Source organism: Borrelia sp. A-FGy1 (genome assembly GCF_014084025.1).
Classification (GTDB): Bacteria; Spirochaetota; Spirochaetia; order Borreliales; family Borreliaceae; genus Borrelia.
In genome coordinates this window covers 726,023-750,250 of the sequence record NZ_CP043682.1, presented here as the reverse complement: position 1 = coordinate 750,250, position 24,228 = coordinate 726,023, and the positions used below count along the sequence as shown (strand labels likewise).

General features: G+C 28.3%; 26 protein-coding genes and 1 tRNA gene. 4 read left to right on the top strand and 23 right to left on the bottom strand.

The annotated features are described in order from the left end of the window. Positions 1 to 3 precede the first annotated feature (3 nt). Positions 4 to 1,773 carry a hypothetical protein gene (locus F0310_RS03490; RefSeq protein WP_182117550.1) on the bottom strand — a complete coding sequence of 590 codons (1,770 nt, stop codon included), beginning with the start codon at positions 1,771 to 1,773 and terminating at the stop codon, positions 4 to 6. A gap of 119 nt (positions 1,774 to 1,892) precedes the next feature. Between F0310_RS03490 and F0310_RS03485 the strand changes: the two genes are divergently transcribed. After that, positions 1,893 to 3,125: a CCA tRNA nucleotidyltransferase gene (locus tag F0310_RS03485; protein WP_182117549.1), complete on the top strand. Its 1,233-nt coding sequence runs from the start codon at positions 1,893 to 1,895 to the stop codon at positions 3,123 to 3,125. On the opposite strand, the gene rnc is transcribed toward F0310_RS03485, so the two are convergent. The 14 genes from rnc to F0310_RS03415 all read right to left on the bottom strand — a co-directional run bounded on the left by rnc (position 3,097) and on the right by F0310_RS03415 (position 13,591). Next, the gene (gene rnc, locus F0310_RS03480) at positions 3,097 to 3,828 is read right to left on the bottom strand and encodes a ribonuclease III (protein ID WP_182117548.1); all 732 of its coding nucleotides are present in this window, start codon (positions 3,826 to 3,828) and stop codon (positions 3,097 to 3,099) included. The genes F0310_RS03485 and rnc overlap by 29 nt on opposite strands. Before the next feature lie 5 nt (positions 3,829 to 3,833). Further along, positions 3,834 to 4,076: an acyl carrier protein gene (gene acpP / locus F0310_RS03475; RefSeq protein WP_120104473.1), complete on the bottom strand. Its 243-nt coding sequence runs from the start codon at positions 4,074 to 4,076 to the stop codon at positions 3,834 to 3,836. Positions 4,077 to 4,098: 22 nt separating this feature from the next. Next, a complete protein-coding gene (rpmF, locus tag F0310_RS03470; protein WP_182117547.1) occupies positions 4,099 to 4,281 on the bottom strand; it encodes a 50S ribosomal protein L32 in 183 nt (60 codons plus the stop codon). A gap of 50 nt (positions 4,282 to 4,331) precedes the next feature. Continuing rightward, positions 4,332 to 4,829, bottom strand: coding sequence for a pantetheine-phosphate adenylyltransferase (gene coaD, locus F0310_RS03465; RefSeq protein ID WP_182117712.1), 498 nt, complete (start codon positions 4,827 to 4,829; stop codon positions 4,332 to 4,334). A 2-nt stretch (positions 4,830 to 4,831) separates the two neighbouring features. After that, entirely contained in the window at positions 4,832 to 5,362 is a 531-nt protein-coding gene (locus F0310_RS03460) for a hypothetical protein (RefSeq protein WP_182117546.1), read from the bottom strand. A 134-nt stretch (positions 5,363 to 5,496) separates the two neighbouring features. Then, positions 5,497 to 5,859 (bottom strand): 50S ribosomal protein L19, encoded by a 363-nt coding sequence (rplS, locus tag F0310_RS03455; protein ID WP_182117545.1) that lies wholly within the window; start codon positions 5,857 to 5,859, stop codon positions 5,497 to 5,499. After that, positions 5,837 to 6,556: a tRNA (guanosine(37)-N1)-methyltransferase TrmD gene (gene trmD, locus F0310_RS03450; protein WP_182117544.1), complete on the bottom strand. Its 720-nt coding sequence runs from the start codon at positions 6,554 to 6,556 to the stop codon at positions 5,837 to 5,839. The genes rplS and trmD overlap by 23 nt, the downstream gene beginning before the upstream one ends. Then, on the bottom strand, positions 6,553 to 7,053 hold the full coding sequence (gene rimM / locus F0310_RS03445; RefSeq protein WP_182117543.1) for a ribosome maturation factor RimM: 501 nt from the start codon (positions 7,051 to 7,053) through the stop codon (positions 6,553 to 6,555). Before rimM ends, trmD begins: the two co-directional genes overlap by 4 nt. 3 nt (positions 7,054 to 7,056) lie before the next feature. Further along, positions 7,057 to 7,305, bottom strand: coding sequence for a KH domain-containing protein (locus tag F0310_RS03440; RefSeq protein ID WP_182117542.1), 249 nt, complete (start codon positions 7,303 to 7,305; stop codon positions 7,057 to 7,059). 9 nt (positions 7,306 to 7,314) lie between these two features. Next, a complete protein-coding gene (gene rpsP / locus F0310_RS03435; protein WP_182117541.1) occupies positions 7,315 to 7,566 on the bottom strand; it encodes a 30S ribosomal protein S16 in 252 nt (83 codons plus the stop codon). Beyond that, positions 7,563 to 8,912, bottom strand: a complete 1,350-nt coding sequence (gene ffh, locus F0310_RS03430) for a signal recognition particle protein (RefSeq protein WP_182117540.1) — start codon at positions 8,910 to 8,912, stop codon at positions 7,563 to 7,565. The genes rpsP and ffh overlap by 4 nt, the downstream gene beginning before the upstream one ends. A 59-nt stretch (positions 8,913 to 8,971) precedes the next feature. Next, entirely contained in the window at positions 8,972 to 10,180 is a 1,209-nt protein-coding gene (badR, locus tag F0310_RS03425; protein WP_182117539.1) for a host adaptation transcriptional regulator BadR, read from the bottom strand. 691 nt (positions 10,181 to 10,871) lie between these two features. Further along, positions 10,872 to 12,881, bottom strand: a complete 2,010-nt coding sequence (gene fusA, locus F0310_RS03420; protein WP_182117538.1) for an elongation factor G — start codon at positions 12,879 to 12,881, stop codon at positions 10,872 to 10,874. A 128-nt stretch (positions 12,882 to 13,009) separates the two neighbouring features. Next, positions 13,010 to 13,591, bottom strand: coding sequence for a Dps family protein (locus tag F0310_RS03415; protein ID WP_182117537.1), 582 nt, complete (start codon positions 13,589 to 13,591; stop codon positions 13,010 to 13,012). Between the two features lie 69 nt (positions 13,592 to 13,660). On the opposite strand from F0310_RS03415, the gene F0310_RS03410 reads away from it, so the two are divergent. After that, positions 13,661 to 14,113: a CAP domain-containing protein gene (locus F0310_RS03410; protein ID WP_182117536.1), complete on the top strand. Its 453-nt coding sequence runs from the start codon at positions 13,661 to 13,663 to the stop codon at positions 14,111 to 14,113. Between the two features lie 42 nt (positions 14,114 to 14,155). Continuing rightward, positions 14,156 to 14,229, top strand: a tRNA-Val gene (locus F0310_RS03405). Positions 14,230 to 14,488: 259 nt separating this feature from the next. On the opposite strand, the gene F0310_RS03400 is transcribed toward F0310_RS03405, so the two are convergent. From F0310_RS03400 to F0310_RS03370, 7 genes are all read right to left on the bottom strand, one after another. Continuing rightward, positions 14,489 to 14,680 (bottom strand): hypothetical protein, encoded by a 192-nt coding sequence (locus F0310_RS03400; RefSeq protein WP_182117535.1) that lies wholly within the window; start codon positions 14,678 to 14,680, stop codon positions 14,489 to 14,491. Between the two features lie 137 nt (positions 14,681 to 14,817). Then, positions 14,818 to 15,711 carry a mevalonate kinase gene (gene mvk, locus F0310_RS03395; protein WP_182117534.1) on the bottom strand — a complete coding sequence of 298 codons (894 nt, stop codon included), beginning with the start codon at positions 15,709 to 15,711 and terminating at the stop codon, positions 14,818 to 14,820. Positions 15,712 to 15,717: 6 nt separating this feature from the next. Next, complete coding sequence (locus tag F0310_RS03390) at positions 15,718 to 16,656, bottom strand: GHMP family kinase ATP-binding protein (protein ID WP_182117533.1); 939 nt, start codon at positions 16,654 to 16,656, stop codon at positions 15,718 to 15,720. Further along, entirely contained in the window at positions 16,647 to 17,585 is a 939-nt protein-coding gene (gene mvaD, locus F0310_RS03385) for a diphosphomevalonate decarboxylase (protein WP_182117532.1), read from the bottom strand. The genes F0310_RS03390 and mvaD overlap by 10 nt, the downstream gene beginning before the upstream one ends. Further along, positions 17,582 to 18,835 (bottom strand): hydroxymethylglutaryl-CoA reductase, degradative, encoded by a 1,254-nt coding sequence (locus F0310_RS03380; RefSeq protein WP_182117531.1) that lies wholly within the window; start codon positions 18,833 to 18,835, stop codon positions 17,582 to 17,584. The genes mvaD and F0310_RS03380 overlap by 4 nt, the downstream gene beginning before the upstream one ends. Next, positions 18,825 to 19,889: a type 2 isopentenyl-diphosphate Delta-isomerase gene (fni, locus tag F0310_RS03375; RefSeq protein ID WP_182117710.1), complete on the bottom strand. Its 1,065-nt coding sequence runs from the start codon at positions 19,887 to 19,889 to the stop codon at positions 18,825 to 18,827. The genes F0310_RS03380 and fni overlap by 11 nt, the downstream gene beginning before the upstream one ends. Beyond that, positions 19,873 to 21,096, bottom strand: coding sequence for a hydroxymethylglutaryl-CoA synthase (locus F0310_RS03370; protein WP_182117711.1), 1,224 nt, complete (start codon positions 21,094 to 21,096; stop codon positions 19,873 to 19,875). The genes fni and F0310_RS03370 overlap by 17 nt, the downstream gene beginning before the upstream one ends. Before the next feature lie 103 nt (positions 21,097 to 21,199). Here F0310_RS03370 and mnmA point away from each other — a divergent pair, with 103 nt between their 5' ends. Beyond that, positions 21,200 to 22,264, top strand: a complete 1,065-nt coding sequence (gene mnmA / locus F0310_RS03365; RefSeq protein ID WP_182117530.1) for a tRNA 2-thiouridine(34) synthase MnmA — start codon at positions 21,200 to 21,202, stop codon at positions 22,262 to 22,264. Between the two features lie 48 nt (positions 22,265 to 22,312). Here the strand turns inward: mnmA and F0310_RS03360 are convergent, their stop codons facing one another. Next, the gene (locus F0310_RS03360; protein WP_182117529.1) at positions 22,313 to 24,217 is read right to left on the bottom strand and encodes a methyl-accepting chemotaxis protein; all 1,905 of its coding nucleotides are present in this window, start codon (positions 24,215 to 24,217) and stop codon (positions 22,313 to 22,315) included. Positions 24,218 to 24,228: the final 11 nt, after the last annotated feature.

Below are 24,228 nucleotides of genomic sequence, written 5' to 3'. Positions count from 1 at the left end.
AATCTACAAACTCTCAAGTATAAAAAGAGTTTGATCTATTATAGATAAAATATTATTAATAACATAAGCTAAATTAATACTTTCACTATCCCCATCCCCTGTAGATAATTTATAAGAAATATTTAAAGCACTTTGTATAAAAGTATTATTGTTTTCTAAAAGAAAACAATACCTTTTCCTAAGTTCAATAAAACAATCTATAAAATTAAGAACCAACTTTTCAATATAACAATTCTCATTCAAGCACCATTCCAAAATTTTTTCCCTACAAGAATTACCATTATCTTCCTGATTACATCTCTCATACTCTTCATTTTTATAATTAATCTCAAAACAAAAATCATAAATTTCCTTTCTCATCAAATTAAAATTTTTCTCAAGTGAAATATAAGCACTTCTCAATTCGATATTATTTACAAGCACTACATTAGCTATAATTTTTAATACTTCCATTATTCTAGTATCATAAATGGTTCTAAAGAATTCATTCATAAAGTAAATCTTTTTGAAATTAGAATATTCAATTTTAAGGCCTATAAAAATTATATTATTTAAATTCACAATAATATTATAATTCTTAATTAAACTCTTAATTTCTTTATTCATAAGACTTTTTAAATCATCATCCTGTCTGCTAATAATCTGACCACTAACATTTAAAAACAAAATATTTTCATAAAAACTTTTAAGATCTAGATAAGAAACATATTTTTTAGGTTGCAAAACTGGATTTTTATAATATAGTTTAAAAACCTTCATATAAGGTAAAGTTTTTGACAAACTAATAATATCTGACATAGCGCTTAAAATATTTTTATACATTATGTCAAATTCTAAAATATTCTCATCTCCCAAAATTTCATCTTCACTAGAATCTATTTTTAAAAAATAATATCTAATAATAATTTTTAATATTTCTTCATTAACTTCAATATCTCTTAAAGTATACAAAATGTCAAAAAAAGAATTAAAATATTTATCAACACTATCAAAACTAACATTAACTAAGTTATTAAAATTAATAATATCTAAATTCTCATTATTATCTAAAAACTCTATATCAAAAAAAGAAAAAAAAGACTTATAAGGAAAAAATGCAATACTATTCAAAATATAAAAAAATTTAAATATATCTTCTACTGTTTTATATGTTTGCAAAGGAATTGAATTAATATAAGTGTTAATTCTTGATTTAATAATACATTCTAAGTCATTCTTACTTTTATCTTTTTTTAAATATTTCTCATATTCCTCTGAGTCTAAGAAATCTTCCATCTTATGCTTAACATCAGGAATTTTTCTATTAATAACTTCAAATATTGCCCTCTCAACAGCATTTCTATCATCTAAAATTTGAAAAAATTTCTTAAGCTTCATAGAATAACGATACAATCCAAAAAACATTTCTACAAAACCCATATGTAGAATTCTCTTCCTGAAATCTATTACAGGCTTTTTGTAAATGTTATTAATACTATTTTCTAAGCTTTTTAAATAATAATTTTTATATATGTCCTTCTTACTAACATCTTTTTGAAAAAATTTTAAAATATATATCCAAATCCTTACTAAAAAGGATTCTCCCTTTAAATTCTCCGATAGAAAATTTTCAACTTGTAATGCAGAATCTGGGTCCAAATTATTAGAATTATTCATAAACAATCTTGAAGAATTTAAGTTTAGATTTTTTTTAATCTCATTTATTAGTTTAACCCTTGACCCTTTTGAAAGCTTGGCAATAGAGTCACGTATATTAACATTAATTTTTTCCATAAACTTACATTTATAAAAATTAAATCAAAATTTAACAAATACTTTTTACAAATTTCAGGCAAGTTAAAATTATAATCTAGTTATAGAAAAATCATTAATTCACTATAATATATTCTGGAATGAATTTAGGATCTAATAGTGAAGATATAATAAGAATTAGTAAAATTTTCAATAATAACAACTATGAATTTTTCCTAGTAGGAGGTGCTTTAAGAGATTTACTTCTTAAAAAGATACCTTATGATTTTGATTTTACAACTAATGCAACACCAAAAGAAATAATGTATCTATTTCCTAATAATATACAAACAGGCATCAAACATGGAACAGTAAGTATTATTTTTAATAAAAAAATTTTTGAAGTTACTACTTATAGAATAGATAAAGAATATGAAAACAAAAGATCTCCCAAAAAAATAGAATTCACAAAAAATTTAAATCAAGATCTAAAAAGAAGAGATTTTACGATAAATTCAATTGCAATGAACACACTCAATTATGAAGTAATAGATTATTATAATGGGAAAAGAGACCTTAATAAAAAAATAATTAAATGCATAGGCAATGCTAACAAAAGATTTGAAGAAGACGCTCTTAGAATATTAAGAGCAGCAAGATTCGCATCCACACTTGACTTTACAATAGATAAACAAACATTAATCTCTATGAAATACAAAAAAGAAAACATCTTACTCTTATCAAAAGAAAGGTTAAATAGTGAATTTATTAAACTTTTAGAAGGGAAAAATCCAACAAAGGGCATTAATTATCTACAAAAAATAAATTTTTTCAATTACTTCTTTAATATAGAAATAAATAAAAAATTAAAAAGTAAAATTAAACTACTAGAGAAAAAAAATTTTTATCTAAAAGCACTAGTTATTCTTACAATTGAAAAAGACATCATTTCCTTAAGACAAGCTTTAAAATCACTTAAATTTGCAAATAAAGATATAAAATTAATCTTATTCTATAGATATACTTTTAATAATATCAACAATTCTCAAATCAAGACATTAAAAGACATAAGATTGCTATTAAGCAAAACCACCAAAGAAAATTATGAGGAAATATTTGATATATATAAAGCTATTAAAGGCAAAGACCACAAACTTAAGTTCATATTAAATAAAATAAAAAGCAAAAATTTAATAAATAATCCATTATCTTTAAAAGAATTAGCAATAAATGGCAATGATATTAAAAGTCTTGATATAGAAGAAAGCAAGAATGCTGGACAAATTCTAAACAAACTATTAGATAAAGTATTAAACAATCCTAGATTAAATAAAAAAGAAATTTTAATAAAAGAGGCAAAGAAAATCAAAGATCAATATTTTCAACATTTTTAAGTGCCATCTCAGCAGCTCTCATTTCAGCTTCCTTTTTAGACTTCCCCCTACCATTTGATACAAATTTATCATCTACATAAAGTTCTACACAAAAAACCTTATTGTGGTCAGGTCCTATTTCTTTTACCAATTTATAATTTGGTGAAATTTTATATTTCTTTTGAACATATTCCTGAAGAAGACTTTTATAATCTTTAAAATCCCCACGATTAAACATTAATCTTATATAAACATCAAAAAGCTCTATTACAAAAGCCGAAGCTTTTAAAAATCCACTATCAAGATACAGCGCACCAACAAAAGCCTCAATAGCATCCGCAAGAATACCCTTCTTATTCCGACCATCATTGCTCTCTTCTCCCCTACCAAGCAAAAGATAAATTCCAATGTCAAGCTCTTTAGCAATAGTAGAAAGAGAATCTTCACTTACAATATAAGATCTAGCCTTACTAAGTTCTCCTTCACTCTTCTCGGGATATAATCTATACAAATAATCTGTAATAATAAGGTTGAGAACAGAATCTCCTAAAAACTCTAACCTCTCATTATTAATAAATTTTTGTTCAAGCTCATTAGAATATGATGAATGACTTAAGGCTGTATTTAATAAATCAAAATCGTTAAAATCAATATGCAAGTTCATTAAAAATTCATCTAGCTGTTTTTTCCGTTCCTCATCACACCTCATCTCAACAGGACTCATTTTAATTAATCCTTCCTTTTCTCAATAAAGGTAACAACATCTCCCACAGTTTCAAATTCACTAGCTTCATTTTCTGGGATCTTATCATCAAATGCTTCCTCTAATAAATATAAAAGCTCATAAATATCAAGACTGTCTGCTCCAAGATCCTCAACAAATCTAGACTCCATAGTGATCTCGTCTTCTCTTTTGTCAAGCTGTTCAGATATAATAGACCTAATCTTTTTAAAAATTTCACTTTGTTCCATATATATACAATCCTCGTACAATCTACAAACCCAATTCTAAATATTGATTATTTCTATAATAACCACACTTTAAGCAAATCCTATGTCTTACTACAAGATAACCACAGTTTGAACATTCTTGAAGTTGCGGTATTTTTTTTTTCATATTTATACTACGCCTTGTCCTACTTCTAGACTTTGAAGGTTTAAACTTTGGAACAGCCATTTCTTTGTCTCCTTACAAATAACAAATTTATCTTAATAATATATATATTATTAAGACCATTTGTCAATAAATTCAGATTTTAACTTATTTTGAACTAATTCCGGAACAAAACTTGAAAGATCAAAATTTTTATTTTTTATTAATTCTTTTACAATATCTGATCTTACAAATAAATATCTAGAACTACTCGGAAGAAAAACTGTATCTATTTCAGGACTAAGTTCACCATTAATGATGTGTCTTTCAAACTCACACTCAAAATCATGAAAAGCCCTAATGCCTCTTAAAATAAACCTAGCATTATTCTTTAAAGCATAATCAACAATTAATCCATTATGCCTATCTACAAATATTTTTGAAATAGATAAAGATTTAATAACCTGACAAGTAAGTTCATATCTTTCAACTTCACTAAGTAAATAACTTTTACTACTATTCTTAGCAATAAGAACAATAACCTTATCAAAAATAAATGAAGCCCTTTTCACCAAATCAATATGGCCCCAAGTAATAGGATCAAAAGAACCAGGAAACACTGCTATTTTCATAATCAATAAAATTTAAATCTTTTATTCATATTCTCAAGAATTTTTTTTCGCCAAACAGGAAGCTCTTCTAAATTTTCAAAATTAATTTCTCTAATTATCTTAAAAGCTAAATTATTGCCTTTAATAGACTTATTAACAATAAAAAATTTACCAACCCCCCCATACACCAAATCTTCATTCTTTAAAAGATTATTTTCTAGCCTTACCTTATTAATGGCACAATCAAAATGTATAGGTTTATCATCATTATCAAACCTCATAGACATACAAGAAGCAATCTCTTTAATTTGCTTCTCACATAGAGGACAGATCCTTTTAACAAATATTCGTGCTCTAATGTCTAAATTTTTTGGTTTATTAATCTTATGATTTCTCTGCTTGCTAAAATGAACATTAAAAGATTTATCCTCTTTAACAAAGGAATCAATCTTTTGCTTTTTAATATCAGGAATTGTTTTTTTTCTTTTCCAATAAGGAAATCTACTAATTTTTTTAAAATTATTTCGACTGCCTCTTCCTTGCTCAAATTCCAACTATTATCTCCTTCAATTAAAATAAACACTAATATTTTCAAAACTAAAAATACAAACAATAAAAACCCTAAATGGTTTAAATATTTAGCACAGTATTAGTAATCTCCTAGCTTATATCAATAGATGTTTTCCTTCTATTTAAGTTTCTTAATTTCAAGACGCTCTCTTACTTTCATGGCAGCCTTACCAATCCTACCCCTCATATAATAAAGCTTAGCCCTTCTTACTTTTCCCCTCTTTAAAACTTGAACCTTCTCTATAATAGGAGAATGTATTGGAAATATTTTTTCAACTCCAATTCCTGAAGAAATCTTTCTAACTAAAAAAGTTTGACCAATGCCTTTATTCTGAATAGAAATAACAAGTCCTTCAAAATTTTGTATTCTTTCATTACTTCCTTCAATAATCTTATAACTAACACGTACAGTATCTCCAACTTTAAATTCAAAAACATCTGTTCTCTTTTCTCTGGCTTCAATTTGCTTTATTAGATCCATTATATTCTCCATTCTTTTCTAAATATTTAAGGTATAAATCACATCGATTCTTCTTTGTTTTTTCAATAGCTTTAATAAATCTCCACCTCCTTATTTCTTCATGATGTCCTGAAATAAGCACTCTAGGCACTTCAATTCCTTTAAATGAATAAGGTCTTGTATAATGAGGATATTCAAGAAGTTCATATTCACCACTAAAGGATTCTTCAACCAAAGACTTCGGATTTATTACACCATCTAACAATCTATATATACTATCTATTAAAACGAGAGCAGCAACTTCACCTGAAGACAATACATAGTCTCCGATCGAAATTTCAAGGTCAACATATAAATCAATAATGCGCTGATCTAGCCCTTCATATCTTCCACAAATTATAACAAGTTCTTTTTTCCTTGACAAGTCATAAGCTAATTTCTGATTATACCTTAAACCAGAGGGACTTAAAAATATTGTAGTTTTATCTTTTGAATTCACATAATCAAGAGCATCTGCCACAGGTTGAGCCTTTAAAACCATCCCTGCTCCACCGCCATAAGAAATATCATCACACCTTTTATGCTTATCATTAGAAAAATCACGAATAGAAATAAGTCTGTAACTCAAAATACCCCTATCCACCACTTTTTTCATTATTGAATTTTCAAAAAATGGAATAATTATTGAAGGGAATAAAGAAAGAATCGTAATTTTCATCTTAAAAGCTCTACCATTTTAAGCTCAATAGTTTTCAATTCTCTATTAATATCACCAAGATAAACTTCTAAAAATGGAATAAAAAACAATTTATCGCAAGTCTTTACTTCAAGAAGAACAGAATTTCCACATTCTAAAAAAGAAATAACAACCCCTAATTTTTCCCCGCTACTTACAATACTGTATCCAATAAGTTCTCCAAAATAATATTCATCTTCTTCCAACTTAGATGCAAATTCATCACTAACCCATAACTCAAAACCAATTAAATTCTTAACAGCTTCAGGAGAATTGAATTCTTCAAATTTTAATAACAATATATTTTTAGTTAAAAATATATTTTCAACGCTAACTTCAATAGAAGAACAACATTTTTTCCTTAAAGTTAATTTATTTCCCTTTAGGCTTAAAAAGCCATTAAGATCGTTGGACATGCTTTTAACCTTAGCATATCCATTAATTCCATAAGACGACATTATTACGCCTTTCATAAACATATATTAATCCAAAATTTCTAGCTGAACTCTCCTGTTTGTCTTTGCAGCGCAAGCACTGAGTAATGTCCTAATAGCTCTTGCAATACGACCTCTTCTCCCTATTATTTTCCCAACATCACTTGTAGAAACTTTCAATTCCAAAATAGTTGACTTTTCCCCCTCAACCACATTTAATTTAACTTCATCTCTTTTATCCACAAGGGACTTTACCACAAACTCTATAAGTTCTATTTCATTACCGTATTCTTTCATTATGTCCTCCTATCTACCCTCTTTAAACCTACTTTTATTTAAAAGCTTCTTAACTGTATCACTTGGAATAGCTCCTTTATTTATCCAATCTTTAAATTTATCTTCATTTATTTTAATTTGATTCTGTTTTTCAACAGGATGATAATATCCAAGCTCTTCAATAGCTCGTCCATCTCTAGGTGAAGCAGAATCTATAACTACAATTCGATAATAAGGCCTTTTATTTGAACCCATTCTTTTCAATCTTATTTTAACACTCAATTTATAATTCCTCCTTTTCCTCCCAAAAGAGATGCTATCTTATTTTGAAAGCTTTTATTTTTCATTTTTTTCATCATTAAAGTTGTCTGACTAAACTTTTTAATAAGTTTATTTACTTCAAAAATTGTTGTTCCACTACCTAAAGCTATTCTTCTCTTTCTCGAAGGATTATTCAAAAAAATAGGATTTAATCTTTCTTTTTTAGTCATAGAACAAATGATTGCCTCCTCTCTTTTAAGCTCCCTTTCATTAACTTTAGAACCAAACATTTCTGAAGAAATACCAGGAAGCATTCCCATCAAACTAGAAATTCCACCCATATCTTTCATATATCTAAACTGACTTAAGTAATCTTCAAAATTAAAACTAGCTTTTTTAAGCTTATCTTCAAGTTTTAAAGCTTCTTCTTTATTTATAACAGATTGAGCCTTTTCAACAAGACTAACAACGTCTCCCATACCAAGAATGCGTGAAGCAACTCTATCTGGATAAAAAACATCAAGATCTTCCGGTCTCTCTCCAACCCCCACAAATTTAATAGGAGCCCCACATATAGTCTTAAGAGATATAATTGCACCACCTCTAGCGTCAGAATCAAACTTTGTTAAAATTACACCTGTAATTCCAATTCTATCATTAAATTCTTTTGCAATATTTACAGCAATCTGACCTGTCATAGCATCTGCTACTAATATTGTTTCTACAGGAACAATCATTTTCTTAATTTCTTCTATCTCTCTTAATAATAACTCTTCCACCTCAAGACGACCTCTAGTATCCACTATAATAGTATCGAAAAGTTCCACTTTAGCATATTTAACAGCTGCTCTTATAACCCTAAGAGGATCTTCCTCTTCCTCAAGGGCAAAAACACAAATACCAATTTGACTGCCCAAAATCTTTAACTGATCAACTGCGGCTGCTCTAAAAGTATCCGCCGCTACAAGAAGAATCTTTCTATTTTCACTTTTAAGTCGCACCGCAAGCTTTGCGCAAGTCGTAGTTTTACCAGATCCCTGAAGACCAACTACCAAAATATATGATTGTTTATTAACGGGATTTAAAACAAGATCAGAATGCCTATCCCCTAAAAAACTTACAAGCTTATCATTAACAATTTTAATAAACTGGGATTTAGGATCAATATTCCTTAAAACTTTAATTCCTTTTGCTTCTTCAAAAACAGAATTTACAAAATGTCTAACGACTTTCAAATTAACATCAGCATCAATTAAGGCATTCCTAATAGCATCTACAGCCTCTTCAATATTTTTTTCATTTATTACAGACTTTCCAGAAACATACTTTACAAAATTTCTAAAACCTGAACCTAAACCATTAAACACTAAAAACTATCCTCATTTGCAAAAATATTACAAAATATACAATACAAAAAAAGAAAATATTAATCAATATCCCCTCCTGTTAAATAAAACTTATTAAAAATAACACTAGATGCAGGTCCAATAACGGATACTTCAGTATCAAGAGAACTAAGCTTTAATATTATACTCTCCTTATTTAACTTTTTAATTTCCTCTTTTAACAAATCAAAAAAGCTTTTAAGCTTAAAACTTTGTCCATAAAGAACCAAATAATTAAAATCAAGAACTCTTTGAATATTAATGATAACTATTGCTAAATACTTTACTGTATCTTCCATTATTCTCCGTACAAATTCATATTTTTCATGAAGAGAAAAAATATCATATATGGTAACTTTTTTAAGCCTACCTTCATATTTATCATAAAGCTCAGGTATCTCTCCATTCATAAATTCCTTTGATATTAAACGTTGAAGTGCAAAATTAGATATTAACATATTAACACACCCCTTATTCCCACAAGTAGGACAATTTTTCTCCCCACCATAGTCAATAACCATATGACTAACCATACCAGACCTATTATTAAATCCCGAATAAACATTACCCTCAGACCAAATAGAAAGCTCAGCAGTATCCGTGTAATCAAAAAACATGATATTATCTACATTTTTGCCCATAAATTCAGCAAGAGAAAGGTTTTTAACATAACTTTCAAGATACACTGTAAGTGAAAAATATTCCTCTAGTATAGCCTTAACAGGAATATCATTTTCAATCCATGACCCATGGCTATCATTAACAATCCCAGACTCTTTATCCTTAATTATTCCAGTAATACTAAAACCTAATCCGATAAACTTATCTCTTGAAAAATTATGCTTCCATATAATCTCAATCATGTGATCCTTAATCTTTTCCAAAATTTCATAAGCACTAACTGGAGGTTCAAAAGAATAAGTTTCACTTATCAAAACCTCACATTTAAGATTTGCAATTCCTATCTGAAAATAATTACTCGAGATAATTACTCCCATTGAATATGCAAAATCCTTATTAATATCGAGAAGTATTTCTTTTCGTCCGTGTTTCTTAATATCAGTTTCTTTTGAACCTACTTCAACTAAAATATTTTCCTTAATCATCTGATTAGTAAGAATTGTAACAGCAGCATTTGTTAATGACAATTTACGAGCTAAATCTGTCCTTGAATGTTGCATATTCTTTAAGCTAAGGAGTATCTTTCTTCTATTACCGCCTCTTATTGAAACCATGTTCTCACCTTGCATAACACAACCTCCTTTTATTTTTAAAATAAAAAAATATTAATAATAAGACATGATATCAAAAAACCACCATAATATTCTAGTATAATTTAAAAGACAAAAAATCTTTTTTTAAAAAATAAAATTATATTTTAATATTATTACAATAAACTAACAAAATGTTTAAAATCTAGAACTTACACGCTCTAAGTATAAAGTTTTAAAATCTTAAAAGAATAAAAGTGAAAAGATAAAATAAGCAACATATAGATCTTAGTAAAAAGATTCTTCCTTTAAATAGTTGCTTCTGTCCAAAAATAGAAAATTTAATTTACATTTTGTCTTTTTAAATTAACCGAAAACATGCATTCTTATTTTTCTAATTTTAGACTTTAGAATACCAACCCCAATTATAAAATATAAATACACAAAGTAATAAAAAAAGTAATAAAAAAGGATCCAGACAATAGAATGTACCAAAAAGATTTGTAATACTCTTTCAAACTTTAAAGCAGTCTTAAATTTACAAAACTTAAAATTTAAAAATCAAAAAAGTGCTTAAGTGGAACACAAGACAACTCAAAAACAAATAATCCAATTTGAATTATCTTTGGATTATCTGATACATCAAAATATCCTTAATCAATCTAAAAAGCTATAAATAATTTTAGTACTAAAGATTATAACATTATTTAAAAATAAATTAATAATCAAACTATTCCCACTTCTCTTTAAAATAAGAAAATTCCATAGTAAAAATTCCTCTCCCCTTAGTAGAACTTCTTATAGTAGAAGCATATCCAAAAAGCTTTTCAAAAGCTGCTTCGGCTTTTATTATTTCATAACACTCAATATTATTAATAGAATGAATAATTCCACCAATATGACTTAATGTAGAAACCACCTCTCCAGTATATTCAACAGGAGTTCTAATTTCCAAAATCATTATTGGTTCAAGCTTAATAGGGTTAGCTCTTTTAAAAAGTTCATGAAAAATAAGCCCTGCTATTGACTCAACAGCAAACTCACTAACCTTGCCTTTATCATAATTTAATGAAATTATCTTAACTCCTGTATCTACAATAGGATACCCAATAACACCACTTGAAAAAGCGGAAGTAATTCCCTTAAGTATTGCATCTCTAAATAAAGGATCAATATTGCATTTAAAATCAATTTTATTGCCTTCTCCCCTATTTAAAGGACTAATAACCATACCAATTTTTAAATTAAGCTCTTTGCCTGCAAAAATATTACTAAACTCAAATACATCATCAATCTCTAAACTCAAACTCTCTCTATAACTTACCTGAGGTCTTCCCGTATAAACATTAAGCTTAAACTCATCTCTAATTCTCGTAATAATAATATCAAGATGTAACTCTCCCATTCCAGAAATAAGCAATTGTCCTGTCTCCTTACTCTCTTTATAACTAAAAGTAGGATCTTCTTTAACTATTATTTCAAGAACTTCTTTAAGCCTAGAATTATCAGATGTCCTCTCAGGCTCTATAGATATTAATACAACTGGCTCTGGAAATATTAAAGGCTCAAGTAAAATTTCGTTTCCCTCCTCAACAAGAGTATCTCCCGTAACAGAATGTTTAAGTCCAATAACTGCCCCAATATCTCCTGCCTTAACCTCATCAATCTGCTCACTTTTATTTGAAAAAACCCTAAAAATTCTTGTAAGTCTTTCAGTTTTATTCTTAGCAATATTAATAACCTTTTTGGAAGAATTAATTTCACCTGAATAAACTCTAATAAAATAAAGATGAGCTGCAATTGAACTAAAGTATTGAACTTTAAAAACAAGTGCCGATAATTTACTCTCATAACTAGAATCAATTAATATGTTTCTATCCTCTATTAAAGAATATGCATTAAAACTTTTTTCAAAAGGACTTGGAAGATAATCCACAATAGCATTTATTAAAGGCTCTATTCCAATATTTTGTAAGCTACTTCCCATTAAAACAGGAATAATAGATCCCTTAATAGTATTCTTCCTAATCTCTTCTATTATAAGAGAATTGTCAATATCAGAATTTTCAATAAAAAGTTCAGTAATCCTTTCACTAAAATTACTAAGAGAATCTATTAACTTTTCTTTAAAAATCTTAACATCTTCAATAAGCTCTCCACGCACTTCTTTTTCAATTACAACAGGCTTACCGTCTTCAAGTCTAAAATACAATTCCTTATCGCCAATAATATCTATTACTCCTTCAAAATTATTCTCACTCCCAATTGGAATCTGTAAGATTATTGGAGTAATGTTAAATTTATTTTCTATATCTTTAACAACCTTAAAAAAATCAGCACCTACCCTATCCATCTTATTAATATAAGCAAGCTTTGGTATTCTATACTTTGACGCCTGCTTCCATACCGTTTCCGTTTGCGCCTGTACCCCATCAACAGCACTAAAAATAACAATTCCTCCATCAAGCACACGAAGAGACCTCTCGACCTCAGCTGTAAAATCAACATGTCCAGGAGTATCAATAATATTTATCTGATGCTCCCTCCAATAACAAGTAATAACAGCAGAACTAATTGTAATACCTCTATCTTGTTCTTGAACCATCCAGTCGGTTACTGTATTACCAGAATCAACATCACCTATCTTATGAGTTTTACCAGTATAGTATATTATCCTTTCTGTAGTAGTAGTTTTTCCAGCATCAATATGTGCCATAATTCCAATATTCCTAATTTCCATAGAGTCCTCAAACATAAAATTAAAGCTATAGATTTACTATAGCTTCAAATAATTCAAACATAATTTGAACTATTAATTAATAAATATAAAATAAATTTTTAAAATTATTTCCAAATCACACCCCAAGCTCAATGCTTCTCTTTGCAACACCCATCTTTATAAAGTGAACAATCACATCTTTCCTTATCTTTGCATAAATCACTTTCTTTTTCCTCGTGACATGGACATCCACAATTACTCAACAAGGATTTATACATCCATAAATATTTTTCAAGAGATACCATAATGTCATCTAAAACATTAGCAGTTCCATAATCAGATGCACTATCAACAATACCTCTTGTTTCAAAAATATTTTTAAGAATATAACTAAGACCACTTACAATACTGTTCACTGAAAGGATAAAACTTGAGGTTGACTCCATACTAAGTTCCTTAATAAAAGAATTTTTAGCAAATTCAGTATATCTAAATTCAGAAACATAACCCAACGCTCTAGATCTCTCAGCTAAAGTATCAATAACTTCTGCAATGTATTCATAAAGCTTTTGTGTTCTTTTATGAATTACAAAAAAATTAACATCCTTTATATTCCAATGAATACCTCTTAAATTAGAATAAAAAACATGGAGCCCTGCCAATAACTCTTGAAGTCTTAAGTTTATTTTATCTGAGCTTTCAATTTTTAAATAATCTAAATGATTTAACATATTGCCTCCCTACTAACATCAATTAGATGTATAGTATGATAATATCATTTTATTATAGGTAAGGTAATTATGCAAAAAAAAATTATTTTTATTATTGTAATTCTTACAAACCAATTCATATTATTAAGCTCAGATAAAGACCTAAAATTTCTGTATTATTCAATTAATAAATTAAGAGATAGCCTAAATTTAAAAAAATTAGAAATAGATAAAATTCTTGAGATGGTGGCAAAAGAATATATAAAAACTCTCAGTAAGCATAATGTGTTAACACATACTCTTTTTGGAACAACTCCAATGCAGAGAGTTAAAAAATATGACAAATATTTTTGTAGAATAAAAGAAATTCTAGCATTGGATATAGAAGTTAAAGATGTAATAGATGCTTGGCTTAAAAGTCCTCCCCATAAAGAAGCTCTTTTAAATAAAGATACAAGTAAAATGGGTGGATATATTTTAAAAACACATAATAATAAAAAAATGTTCATAATTATCTTTGGAGAAAAATTTCAAAAAAATTGACATAAATAAAACTTATCCTATATAATAACTCTTGACATTAAAGGGTTCATAGCTCAGTTGGTCAGAGCGCCTGCCTTACAAGCAGGATGTCGGGGGTTCGAATCCCTCTGGACCCAAATTTTAAAAATTAAGTTTTTTGTGATTTAATAAAATACTACTTTAATCCTCTCTTATGATATGTTAATAATAATCTAATGAAATTTATATTCTTAAGGGCTTATATAAAAAAATATTAATCTTAAATTCCTCTCCCTCCCCCTCTACTTAAATTCAACATAATATCTAAAATCAAATATGTTGATAAAAATACATCCGATATACTATAAGAAGAATCTCTACAGAATTCTATACTAAAACAAACTCTCAATTTTACGCCTAGAAATCTAACCAAATCATCTTTGTAAAAAATTCATAATCAAATAAAATGTTTTTAAGATAAAAAAATTCATCTTTCATATCATTAAAATTTTTAAAAATACTAAAAATAGAATTAATCAATTCAATATAATCGAAATTAAAATAAATCTTATGATTAAAATCTTCATAAAGACCATAAAGACCTATCAATTTAATGAGATTCTATCCAATTATATCAATGTTAGATAATATGGTTTTATTTTTACATAAACTATAAATAACATAAATATTATGTCTAATATCATCTAGTATAAAATTAATTTCAACTTATTTTAAAAATATTAAACTTAAACTTTAAATACCCTAAGCTTTAAAACTAAATTAATATTACTCTTATCTATGTCTTTATTTAATTTTTTTAAAGCCGTTATAGCTTCATGCTTTTCTTTAAAAATCAAAATAAAGACTCCGCCTCGTCCTGCCCCACTCAATTTACCAGCAAGAGCCTTAAATTCTTTCCCTCTTCTTATTATATAACCAAGGGAATATGAAGATAAATCTAAAGAATTTAAACAATTATTTGCAATATTTATATTCTTTACTAAAGAAGAAAAATCTCGACTAGAAAAAGCAAAATAAGAATCTCTAGTAATGTCTCCTAACTTTTCAATTATTTTAAACAAACTTTTATTAAAAGAAATTCTTTGACTTAAATCAGATATTATTCTTTTAGTTTCAACCTCTCTTCTCACCGCACCTATTAAAAAGTAAAAATTACAAGGTTCTATTCTCTTAGGATACAAAATATTGTTTTTATTTTCTAAATAGAAAGTTCCATCTAACTCAATTAGTAAAATATCCATACCAGAAGACTTACTATGAAAAATATTTTCAATCTCACGTGCCAGAAAAATTTTATCGTAATTCTCATATTCTTTATGAGTTATAATGTATTCGGCAAAACATAAACTAAGACTAGCAGAAGATCCAAGGCCAACTCCAACTGGAATTTCTGAAAATATTAAAAATTCAATGGGCCTAACTTTATTAAATCTATTCTTAATAAAACATATTACTTCATCTATTTTTAAAGAAGGACTTCCTAAATACTTCCAAGAACTAGAAAAGGCATAAATAAAATGCATATAAAGCGGCATTGTTGCCCCAATAACTGGAAACCCATAAACAGCACTATGTTCACCTAAGAATAATACTTTAGAAGGTTTTTTTATTACAAACATTTAATTTTAAAATCTTACACCATCCAAGTCTAAATTTATTGAATTAAGACTGAATCGCTTAAAAATTTCAAAATTTGGTCTATAAACTATAAAAGTTTCATTTCCAGCTCCTAAAGCTTTAATTAAACTACATTCATTCTCAAGATAAGCAAGATCTAAAGGCAAATCAGCAGGAATCCCTATCTTTTCTCCAATTTCTATTCCTAAATCCTTTGCTTCTTTTAAACTAGATAGAAAACAAGAATAAGAATTACTTGATTTAAAAACAATTTTCCTCATCATAATATTCATATTCTTTATAAAATCAATTAAAAAAGCTCTATGTTCATTATATTTAATAATCGAACTAGTAGTTTTCACTGTCTTACTACCCTGCATTAAATAAAATTCACTAAAATCTATCTTATCTAAAAGTTTATACTTAGGCAAATTACCACCTTTAAATTGAAGAACACCACCAAAAATGCTAGTTGCAATGTCATATCCACTACCCAAACCCCCTTGAGCATATCTATAAGCTTCTAGACAATATATAAAAATTTTATCTTTTTCAAAATGATTAACGTTACTAAATAGTAAAAAAATCCCAAAAACAATTCCAACAGCAACAACTGCACTAGACCCAAATCCTTTCTTTATGCCGTTATTTAAAAAAAAAGCACTAGTATCAATGTAAACATCACAAGGAAAATTTTCTAAACTAACAAAATATTTTTGCTTTAAATATCTAAACATCTTAAAAACAAAATCATTTTCATTTTTTATTAAATTAAAATTTTCAACTTTAGTTTTTTTACTAAAAAAGCACCACTTATTGCTTCTTTTAAAAGTAAAATAAGCTCTCTCACTAATTGCTATTGAAAGCCCAAGGCCACCTTCTTCTAATATAGAATATTCTCCCATTAAAAGTAAATTACCAGGTACAGAAAATTTAATTAAATCCATTCCAAACCACTTCCAATCTTTGAGACAATAAAATCAACATCCCTAAAATTTTTCTTAAGTCTATCTAAAACTAATTTTAAATCTTTCTTCAAGCAAATTATCTTAACCTGTGGTCCAGCATCCATCGTCTCAAAAACAGGAACCCCACTACTCCTAAGAGCAGAAACATATTTTATTAAATCTATAGTACTACTTTTAAAATAAATAATAGAAGATGAAAACATTAAAGCAAACATATCTTGATAACTTTTTACAATAGAGAGCCCAAGTCTATAAAAATCACCCTTTAAAAAAAAATATAAAGCTTCCTTAAATATTTTCCGACTAGATTTAATCCAAGCATCCCAATAAAATCTATTCTGCATGCAAATCTTCATGGCAACTCTTGAAGAAATCTCTTTTTCACTACTGTCAACTATAGCAAATATTATACACAAATCATTAAAATGATTTCCATTATCTATATGAAACGTACTCTTTGCTCCTTCTTTCAAAATTGTAAATCCGCCATAAATAGCCCTAGCTCCTGATGCCGAACCTATTCTTGCAAGCTCTGAGGCTTTTTGATGAGAATATTGATTAAAGTATTTTAAAATACAAGCCGAAATAGACGCAAAACCAGAACTTGAACTTGCAAGCCCTGCAGCTGTTGGAAAATTATTCTTGCTACTAACCTTAAAACCAATATTTGGTTCATTTAAGATTTTTCTTGCATAATTGAAAAAATTTATCTCTCTGTCCCTTAAGATAACACTCTTTGAATTTAGAACTATTTCATCCTTATCTGAAATCTCAAGCTCACTTGTTGAATAAAATTTATCAATGCTTACAGCAATGCTAGAGGTAGCTGGAATATTTAAAAAAATATCTCTTTTGCCCCAATACTTAATTAATGCTAAGCTAGCATTAACCTTACATCTAACCTTCATTTTGATCTTAATTCCTTTAAAGCTTTAAGAGAAAATTCAAGAGAATAAACCTCACTATGCCTCATTTTCAATAATATTTTTTCTCTCTCATAACTAGTTATATTATAATCTCTTTCAAGCATATATAAAATTTTATTAACATGTAATCTCATATGCCCTCTTTGAATTCCATCAAGAGCAAGAGCCCTTAAAGCTGCAAAATTACTTGAAAGCCCAACACAAGAAAGTACACCCATAAATTCTTTTTTAGTACCTATACCCATAATCTTAAAGCTTAATATACTGGCTTCATGAGTACTCACAGCCCCTCCTTTAACTCCAACCTGTAAAGGAAGTTCTATCTCTCCAATTAAATTATCATTTAAAACATAAAACTTACTAAGAGGCAAATACTTCCCCCCCTTTGATGCAAACTTATGTATGCTTGCCTCAAGAGCTCTTGTATCATTAAGCGTTGCAATGCACAAACCTGTAATTCCATTCATAATACCCTTATTATTAGTAATAGCACGCTCTTCTTCAAAAAAGCCTATCTTAGAAATCAAAGAAATATTTTGAGCCAAATTCAAAGATCTAACCCTATCTTCAGTCAACTTACTAATATTTAACTTGAAATTAGCTTTCACAATAAAATTATTTAAATCGTTGCTTAAAATTTTTAAAACACATTCATATCCAAATTCCAAAGTAAGATGATTTGCAACTTTCTCGGCTACTGCATTAAGCAAATTCGAACCCATAGAATCACAAACATCAATATAAATATTTAACTTTTGAATACCAATTTCCCCAATGTATTTAGTTTCAAGCCTTCTAAGTCCTCCTCCTCTCTTTTTCATATTGAACAAAATAGGTTTAGTCCAAACATCAATCTTATCAAAAAGAGTAAGCATTATATGACTTAAATCTCTATTTGTCTTAATATATACTTGAGAAGTCCCTAATACCTCACCTACAGAATACATCAAATCAGCATTCTCAAGCATTTTGGCTGCTGAATTTAATGCAGCTATAACTGAAGCTTCTTCTGTGGCAATAGGTATAGCATAATATTTCCCATTTATCTTTAAATTCTTCACAATACCAATAGGCAAAGACAAATAACCAACATAATTTTCTACCATATTGTAAAGAAAATCTTCATCAACAGAATCATAAAAAAAATCATCAACACCTAACTTTAAAAAAGTCTTTATCTCTTCTACTTTCTCTGTAGTACTTTTCTTTCTGAAATTTTCACTAAGTCTCATAAAAATCTTTAAATTGTTTTAAATTAAATAACAAAGGATAACTTAAATAATATTTATTTGCCCTAAACTCTGATATATTCTTACTATCACTTAAAAGCATAGACATCTTTAAAACATATTTATAATCACTTAAAAGCTTATACACAGCTTCTTTGCCACCATCATAAAAAGCTTTAAGAATAGCAGATGCAGCACCTACCAATTTAGCTCCAAGAGCAATCCCCTTTGCAATATCCATTCCAGTTTCATATCCACCTGAAGCAAAGACTTTATCTTTAAGGGAATCATTAATACTTATCAATGTTAAAACTGAAGAAATACCCCAATTAGAAAAACAAGAAGCAACCTCCAAATTTCCCTCCTTAATACCTTCAACCAAAACCCAATTAGTTCCACCACTACCAGCAAGATCAACATAAGATACTCCAAAGTTTAATAAACGAACAACTAACTCAGGTAACATTCCAAACCCTGTTTCCTTAACAATTACAGGTATTTTTGAAGCAGAACAAAGCTTGGCAATTGAATCCTTTATTCCCCTAAAACTTCTCTCTCCCTTAGAATTCATTAATTCTTGTCCTGTATTTAAGTGCACAATCACAGCATCAACCTCAAGTCTCTTATTCATCTCATTTATTTTTAAAATACCAAGATCTCTCAACTGAGTAGCCCCAATATTTGAAAACAAAGGAATATTACCAGCATATTTCTTTAAAGCAAAATCTTTAATATATTCAGGATATTTAAATAAAAGCTTAAAAGATCCCAAACTCATTGGAATTCTTAAATCATTTGAAATTTTGACAAGAGTCTTATTAAACTTATTTCCCTCTCTAATTCCTCCTGTCATTGATGATATAAAAAAAGGTATATCAATCTTATATCCTAGTATATTCTCACTAGTATCTATATCATCAAAATCAAGCTCACTCAGTGCATCATGCTTTAAATTAACAAAATTTAAAAGAGTATCACTTCTACTAACATCTTCCTTTTTTAAACAAATTTCAATATGTCGTCTCTTATTTTCTAATATATTAGGCTCGATACCCATAAATTCGGTATCCATCTTCTCTAATTTCTTTCAAGTAAAATCCATAAGATTCGTATGGAATTATCTTATTTTCAAAAAAATCCCTATATTCATCAAAATTTGCATTGTGCTTTAAAGACAAAACTTTATCAACATCCCAAGTTTTAACAATAGAATATGCATCATTCTCAACTCTAAGCTCATAAATAACCATAATGTTACCAGAACCATAAGAACAAAAAAGTATTTTTTCTCCTCTAATATCTTTTTTTGAAAATACTCGTTTTAAATAAGTCATTAAAGATAAAAATATTGAACCCGTATACAAATTCCCAGTCTCTTTAGAAGCCTCAATAGAATCATAAAAATCTATCGACTCTAAATAAGCATTACACTCAGATTCATCTTCACTATAATATTTCTTTAAAATATAATGCATTGAATCTATAGGCATTTTTGCAAAAGGCACATGCAAAACAAATCTATATTTAGAAAATAAATCTTTAACACTCATATTTTTTTTATAAGCAAAATTTATCAATGCCTCTTCATTCGCTCTATTGTAACACTCAATAGAATAGCGTCCCTTTACTTTGGCTTCAAAGCTTCCAAATGGTCTAAAAAAATCATCAACATCATCAGTATAAATTCCAAACTCAGACAAATTGATAGATAACACCTTAGGATTCTGCTCAATAAGAACAGCCACAGCTCCAGCTCCCTGAGTAATCTCTGCTGTAGTAAGATTGCTATAATGTGCAATATCACTAGAAAATACTATACCATATTCAGACTTATCCATATGACTTAAAATACTTGCAGCGCTATGCAAAGAAAGTGCAGTACCTGCACATGCATGCTGAATCTGATAAGTCAAGAAATTATTCTTTAAATAAATATCAGCCAATTTAAGAGCTCCATAAACATAAGAAGATATTGATTTTGAATAATCAACTCCTGTTTCAGTTCCACCTAAAAAAACTCTCATCTTTTCTAAATTAAGATTATTATTATCAAAAATAAACTTAACAGCAGAACTAGCCATAGTAACACTATCTTCATTAGGACTTGTAAATCTAAATCCTTTCTGAAGAGTTAAATCTATTGCTTTATTAAATTTACTAAAAAATTTCTCATCTTTCTTATACAAAGGATTTTCTAAAAGAACAGAAAAATCTAAATAATTTAAAGGTAAAAAAACCCTAATATCACTTATACCTACTCTCATCATCGGGGCCATCCATCACAAAATAGATTTGCAAATATTATACTATAGATTAGAAAAAACATCAAAATTATTAAATATGTTATAATTCAAAAAGAAATAAATTATGAAAACAGCAGTACTTTTATCTGGTGGAGTAGATAGCTCTGTAGCTCTTTATGAAATGATAAAAAAAGGATATAAGCAGATAAAATGCTTTTATCTAAAAATTTGGCTTGAAGATGAGCTTTCTTATATTGGAGAATGTCCTTGGAAAGAAGACATTACTTATGTAGAAGCAGTTTGCAAAAAATTTAATGTACAATATGAAATTATCAATCTACAAGATGAATATTACAAAAGAGTGGTAAATTATGCCATTGAAGAATTAAGAATTGGAAACACTCCAAGCCCAGATATATTTTGCAATACAAGAATAAAATTTGGTGCATTCTTTGAGAAAATCAATCAAAATTACGACTTAGTTGTTACTGGACATTATGCCAAAATTGAATATAAGAATAATCATTACATACTTAAACAAGCTAAAGATAAAATAAAAGACCAAAGTTATTTTTTATCTCACCTTTCTAGAGAACAACTATCAAAACTACACTTTCCCCTAGGAAATCTACTTAAAACTGAAATAAGAAAAACAGCAGAAAAAATAGATTTACCTAACAAAAACAGAAAAGACAGTCAAGGAATCTGTTTTTTAGGAAAAATCAAATATGAAGAATTTATTAAATATCATTTAGGGAAACTTAAAGGTAACATAATCGAAAAAGAAACAGGTAAATTACTTGGCACGCATAACGGTTATTGGTTTTTTACAATTGGACAAAGAAAAGGAATTAAACTTAGTAACGGCCCGTGGTATGTAACAGAAAAGGATATTGAAAATAACATCATTTATATATCAAACAGTACAAATTATCTTAAACAAGGAAAACAAAAATTTCTAGTTCATAAAATAAACTGGATAAACAAGCCATTAAGCTTTAAAAATTTAAGCGTCAAAATAAGACACGGTGAAAGAAAAACGAAATGCACAATAAAAATAATAGAAAATAATATTATGCAAGTGTTCTTAAAAGAAGAAGACCTTGGCATTTCTCCAGGACAGTTCTGTATATTTTATCAAGAAGATGAGTGCCTAGGAGGAGCTAAAATCCTTAAAGCACTAGTATAAAAATAAAATATTTTTAATATCAAAGGGCCAAGTTTAATACTTAACCCTTTATTTATTATTAACTTTAAAGTAATCAACTGATTCTTTTAAATCTTTAACACTTTCCAACATCTTTTCAGACATTGCTGAAAGTTCTTCACTACTTGATGCTGTTGTTTGTACTAATTGACTAACTTGCTCTATCGCATTCTTGAATTGTCCTATTTGATTACTTTGATTAGAGCTTTCTCTAGTAATGTTCTTAACAAGCCTAGCTGTTTCTTCCATTCCAGGAACAATCTGTTCAAAATTATTACCTGCTCTACTTGCAATAGTCAAACTTTTATTTGCTATGTCAATAATTTCCCTAGCAGAATCCTTGCTCTGATCAGCAAGTTTTCTAACTTCTGCAGCAACAACTTCAAATCCTTTACCTTTATCTCCTACTCTAGCAGCTTCAATAGAAGCATTTAAAGCAAGTAAATTAGTTTGTCTTGTTATCTCATCAATAATTCCTATTTTATCTGTAATAACTTCCATTGCTCTAATAGCTTTAACAACAGATTTATGTCCTTCCTTAGTCCTCTCATTAGTATTAACGGCAATCTTTTCGGTAGTAGATGCACTTTCAGTATTTTCAGATACACCCTGAGATATCTGCTCAATATTGGCCGTCATTTCCTCTAATGTAGAAGCTTGTTCCACTGCTCCAGAGCTTAAATTTTGACTTGCATTCGCTATTTTAATTGCATTTTCATAAAGATAGTCAAGATTTTCTATAACTCCCTTTGCTACAGATGAGAAACTAGCCCTTAAAAGTTCTAAATCCTCATATAATCCACAAAGTTCTAAAGTCTTCCATTTTAGAGGATTCTCTGCAACAGTAAAATCCCCAGAAGCCAATCTTTCAGAATAGTTTAAAATCCCATTTAAAGAAGAACCAAGCCTTGAAACAAGATAAATAGTAACCAAGCAAAGTGCTAATAAAGTAACCACAAAGCTTATTCCCAAAATAAAAATAGTAAGTTTACTCATATAATAAAAATCATCTGCAGTAACTCGTAAAAATATTATAAAGGGTATTTTAGACAGCCTACCTTGTATCTTTTGAGCAAGTCCAACATATGGCTTTCCCTTATTATTAGGGTCAAAATAATGCATAACAGTAAGCTCTTTATTTCTCTGAATTAAATCCTCAGCTGTTGTCTTGACTATGTTATTATAATAAGGGTTGGAGAAAGATAAATTATCACCTGGCAACCAAGTATGATGCATAAGAAAAACCCCCTCTCTATCGTATACCATAGCCCTTCCAGTTCCCAATGCTCCAAAACTAATACCTTTAAAAGAATTATAAATATGATCAGTTGCATAAAAGAGTATAAAGTATCCAAGAATATCACTAGTTTCATAATCACTTAAAGGAACCCCAATTAATAAATAAGGTATCTGACCCGCCTTATTCCTTATCTTAGAAACTCCCTTAACTAAACCTTCTTCAATAGAACCAGGCTCTGCTAAAAGAACAGAAGAGTTATAAATAGAACTTGTTTCTTTTAACTTAAGAAAATATTCTCTATCTGAAATAGAAATGCCATAATCACTGTTATCTTTAACAACAGTAGTAAGTATTACATCTCCTTCTTTATTAGTTACCATCATATTACTACCTGTTCTAACTAGCATCTCAGTTTGTTCCATAATAAATTCTATTCTCTTTGCCTTAAGACTAGAAAATGCTTCAAATTTAGAAGAAGAGTTCAAGTACATTGAATTAATTTTTACTCTCTCTTCCATTGAAGAAATATAAATAGTCAAAGAATTTTTGACATTTCCAATAAGATTCTTCATAAGATCTAATTGTTGATCTGACAAATTATTACTAATCAACATCCCGAATATGAAAAACAACACAGAAATAAAAATCGATATAAGAATACTAACAAGAAGCAATATTCTAGCTCTCAGTTTCATAAATTACCACC

What these genes read in the sequence shown, in the direction of transcription:
- F0310_RS03490 (WP_182117550.1), bottom strand. Translation starts at nt 1,773, where the DNA reads ATGGAAAAAATTAATGTTAATATACGTGACTCTATTGCCAAGCTTTCA.
- F0310_RS03485 (WP_182117549.1), top strand. Translation starts at nt 1,893, where the DNA reads ATGAATTTAGGATCTAATAGTGAAGATATAATAAGAATTAGTAAAATT.
- rnc (WP_182117548.1), bottom strand. Translation starts at nt 3,828, where the DNA reads ATGAGTCCTGTTGAGATGAGGTGTGATGAGGAACGGAAAAAACAGCTA.
- acpP (WP_120104473.1), bottom strand. Translation starts at nt 4,076, where the DNA reads ATGGAACAAAGTGAAATTTTTAAAAAGATTAGGTCTATTATATCTGAA.
- rpmF (WP_182117547.1), bottom strand. Translation starts at nt 4,281, where the DNA reads ATGGCTGTTCCAAAGTTTAAACCTTCAAAGTCTAGAAGTAGGACAAGG.
- coaD (WP_182117712.1), bottom strand. Translation starts at nt 4,829, where the DNA reads ATGAAAATAGCAGTGTTTCCTGGTTCTTTTGATCCTATTACTTGGGGC.
- rplS (WP_182117545.1), bottom strand. Translation starts at nt 5,859, where the DNA reads ATGGATCTAATAAAGCAAATTGAAGCCAGAGAAAAGAGAACAGATGTT.
- trmD (WP_182117544.1), bottom strand. Translation starts at nt 6,556, where the DNA reads ATGAAAATTACGATTCTTTCTTTATTCCCTTCAATAATTATTCCATTT.
- rimM (WP_182117543.1), bottom strand. Translation starts at nt 7,053, where the DNA reads ATGTTTATGAAAGGCGTAATAATGTCGTCTTATGGAATTAATGGATAT.
- F0310_RS03440 (WP_182117542.1), bottom strand. Translation starts at nt 7,305, where the DNA reads ATGAAAGAATACGGTAATGAAATAGAACTTATAGAGTTTGTGGTAAAG.
- badR (WP_182117539.1), bottom strand. Translation starts at nt 10,180, where the DNA reads ATGCAAGGTGAGAACATGGTTTCAATAAGAGGCGGTAATAGAAGAAAG.
- fusA (WP_182117538.1), bottom strand. Translation starts at nt 12,881, where the DNA reads ATGGAAATTAGGAATATTGGAATTATGGCACATATTGATGCTGGAAAA.
- F0310_RS03415 (WP_182117537.1), bottom strand. Translation starts at nt 13,591, where the DNA reads ATGTTAAATCATTTAGATTATTTAAAAATTGAAAGCTCAGATAAAATA.
- F0310_RS03410 (WP_182117536.1), top strand. Translation starts at nt 13,661, where the DNA reads ATGCAAAAAAAAATTATTTTTATTATTGTAATTCTTACAAACCAATTC.
- mvk (WP_182117534.1), bottom strand. Translation starts at nt 15,711, where the DNA reads ATGTTTGTAATAAAAAAACCTTCTAAAGTATTATTCTTAGGTGAACAT.
- F0310_RS03390 (WP_182117533.1), bottom strand. Translation starts at nt 16,656, where the DNA reads ATGGATTTAATTAAATTTTCTGTACCTGGTAATTTACTTTTAATGGGA.
- mvaD (WP_182117532.1), bottom strand. Translation starts at nt 17,585, where the DNA reads ATGAAGGTTAGATGTAAGGTTAATGCTAGCTTAGCATTAATTAAGTAT.
- F0310_RS03380 (WP_182117531.1), bottom strand. Translation starts at nt 18,835, where the DNA reads ATGAGACTTAGTGAAAATTTCAGAAAGAAAAGTACTACAGAGAAAGTA.
- fni (WP_182117710.1), bottom strand. Translation starts at nt 19,889, where the DNA reads ATGGGTATCGAGCCTAATATATTAGAAAATAAGAGACGACATATTGAA.
- F0310_RS03370 (WP_182117711.1), bottom strand. Translation starts at nt 21,096, where the DNA reads ATGAGAGTAGGTATAAGTGATATTAGGGTTTTTTTACCTTTAAATTAT.
- mnmA (WP_182117530.1), top strand. Translation starts at nt 21,200, where the DNA reads ATGAAAACAGCAGTACTTTTATCTGGTGGAGTAGATAGCTCTGTAGCT.
- F0310_RS03360 (WP_182117529.1), bottom strand. Translation starts at nt 24,217, where the DNA reads ATGAAACTGAGAGCTAGAATATTGCTTCTTGTTAGTATTCTTATATCG.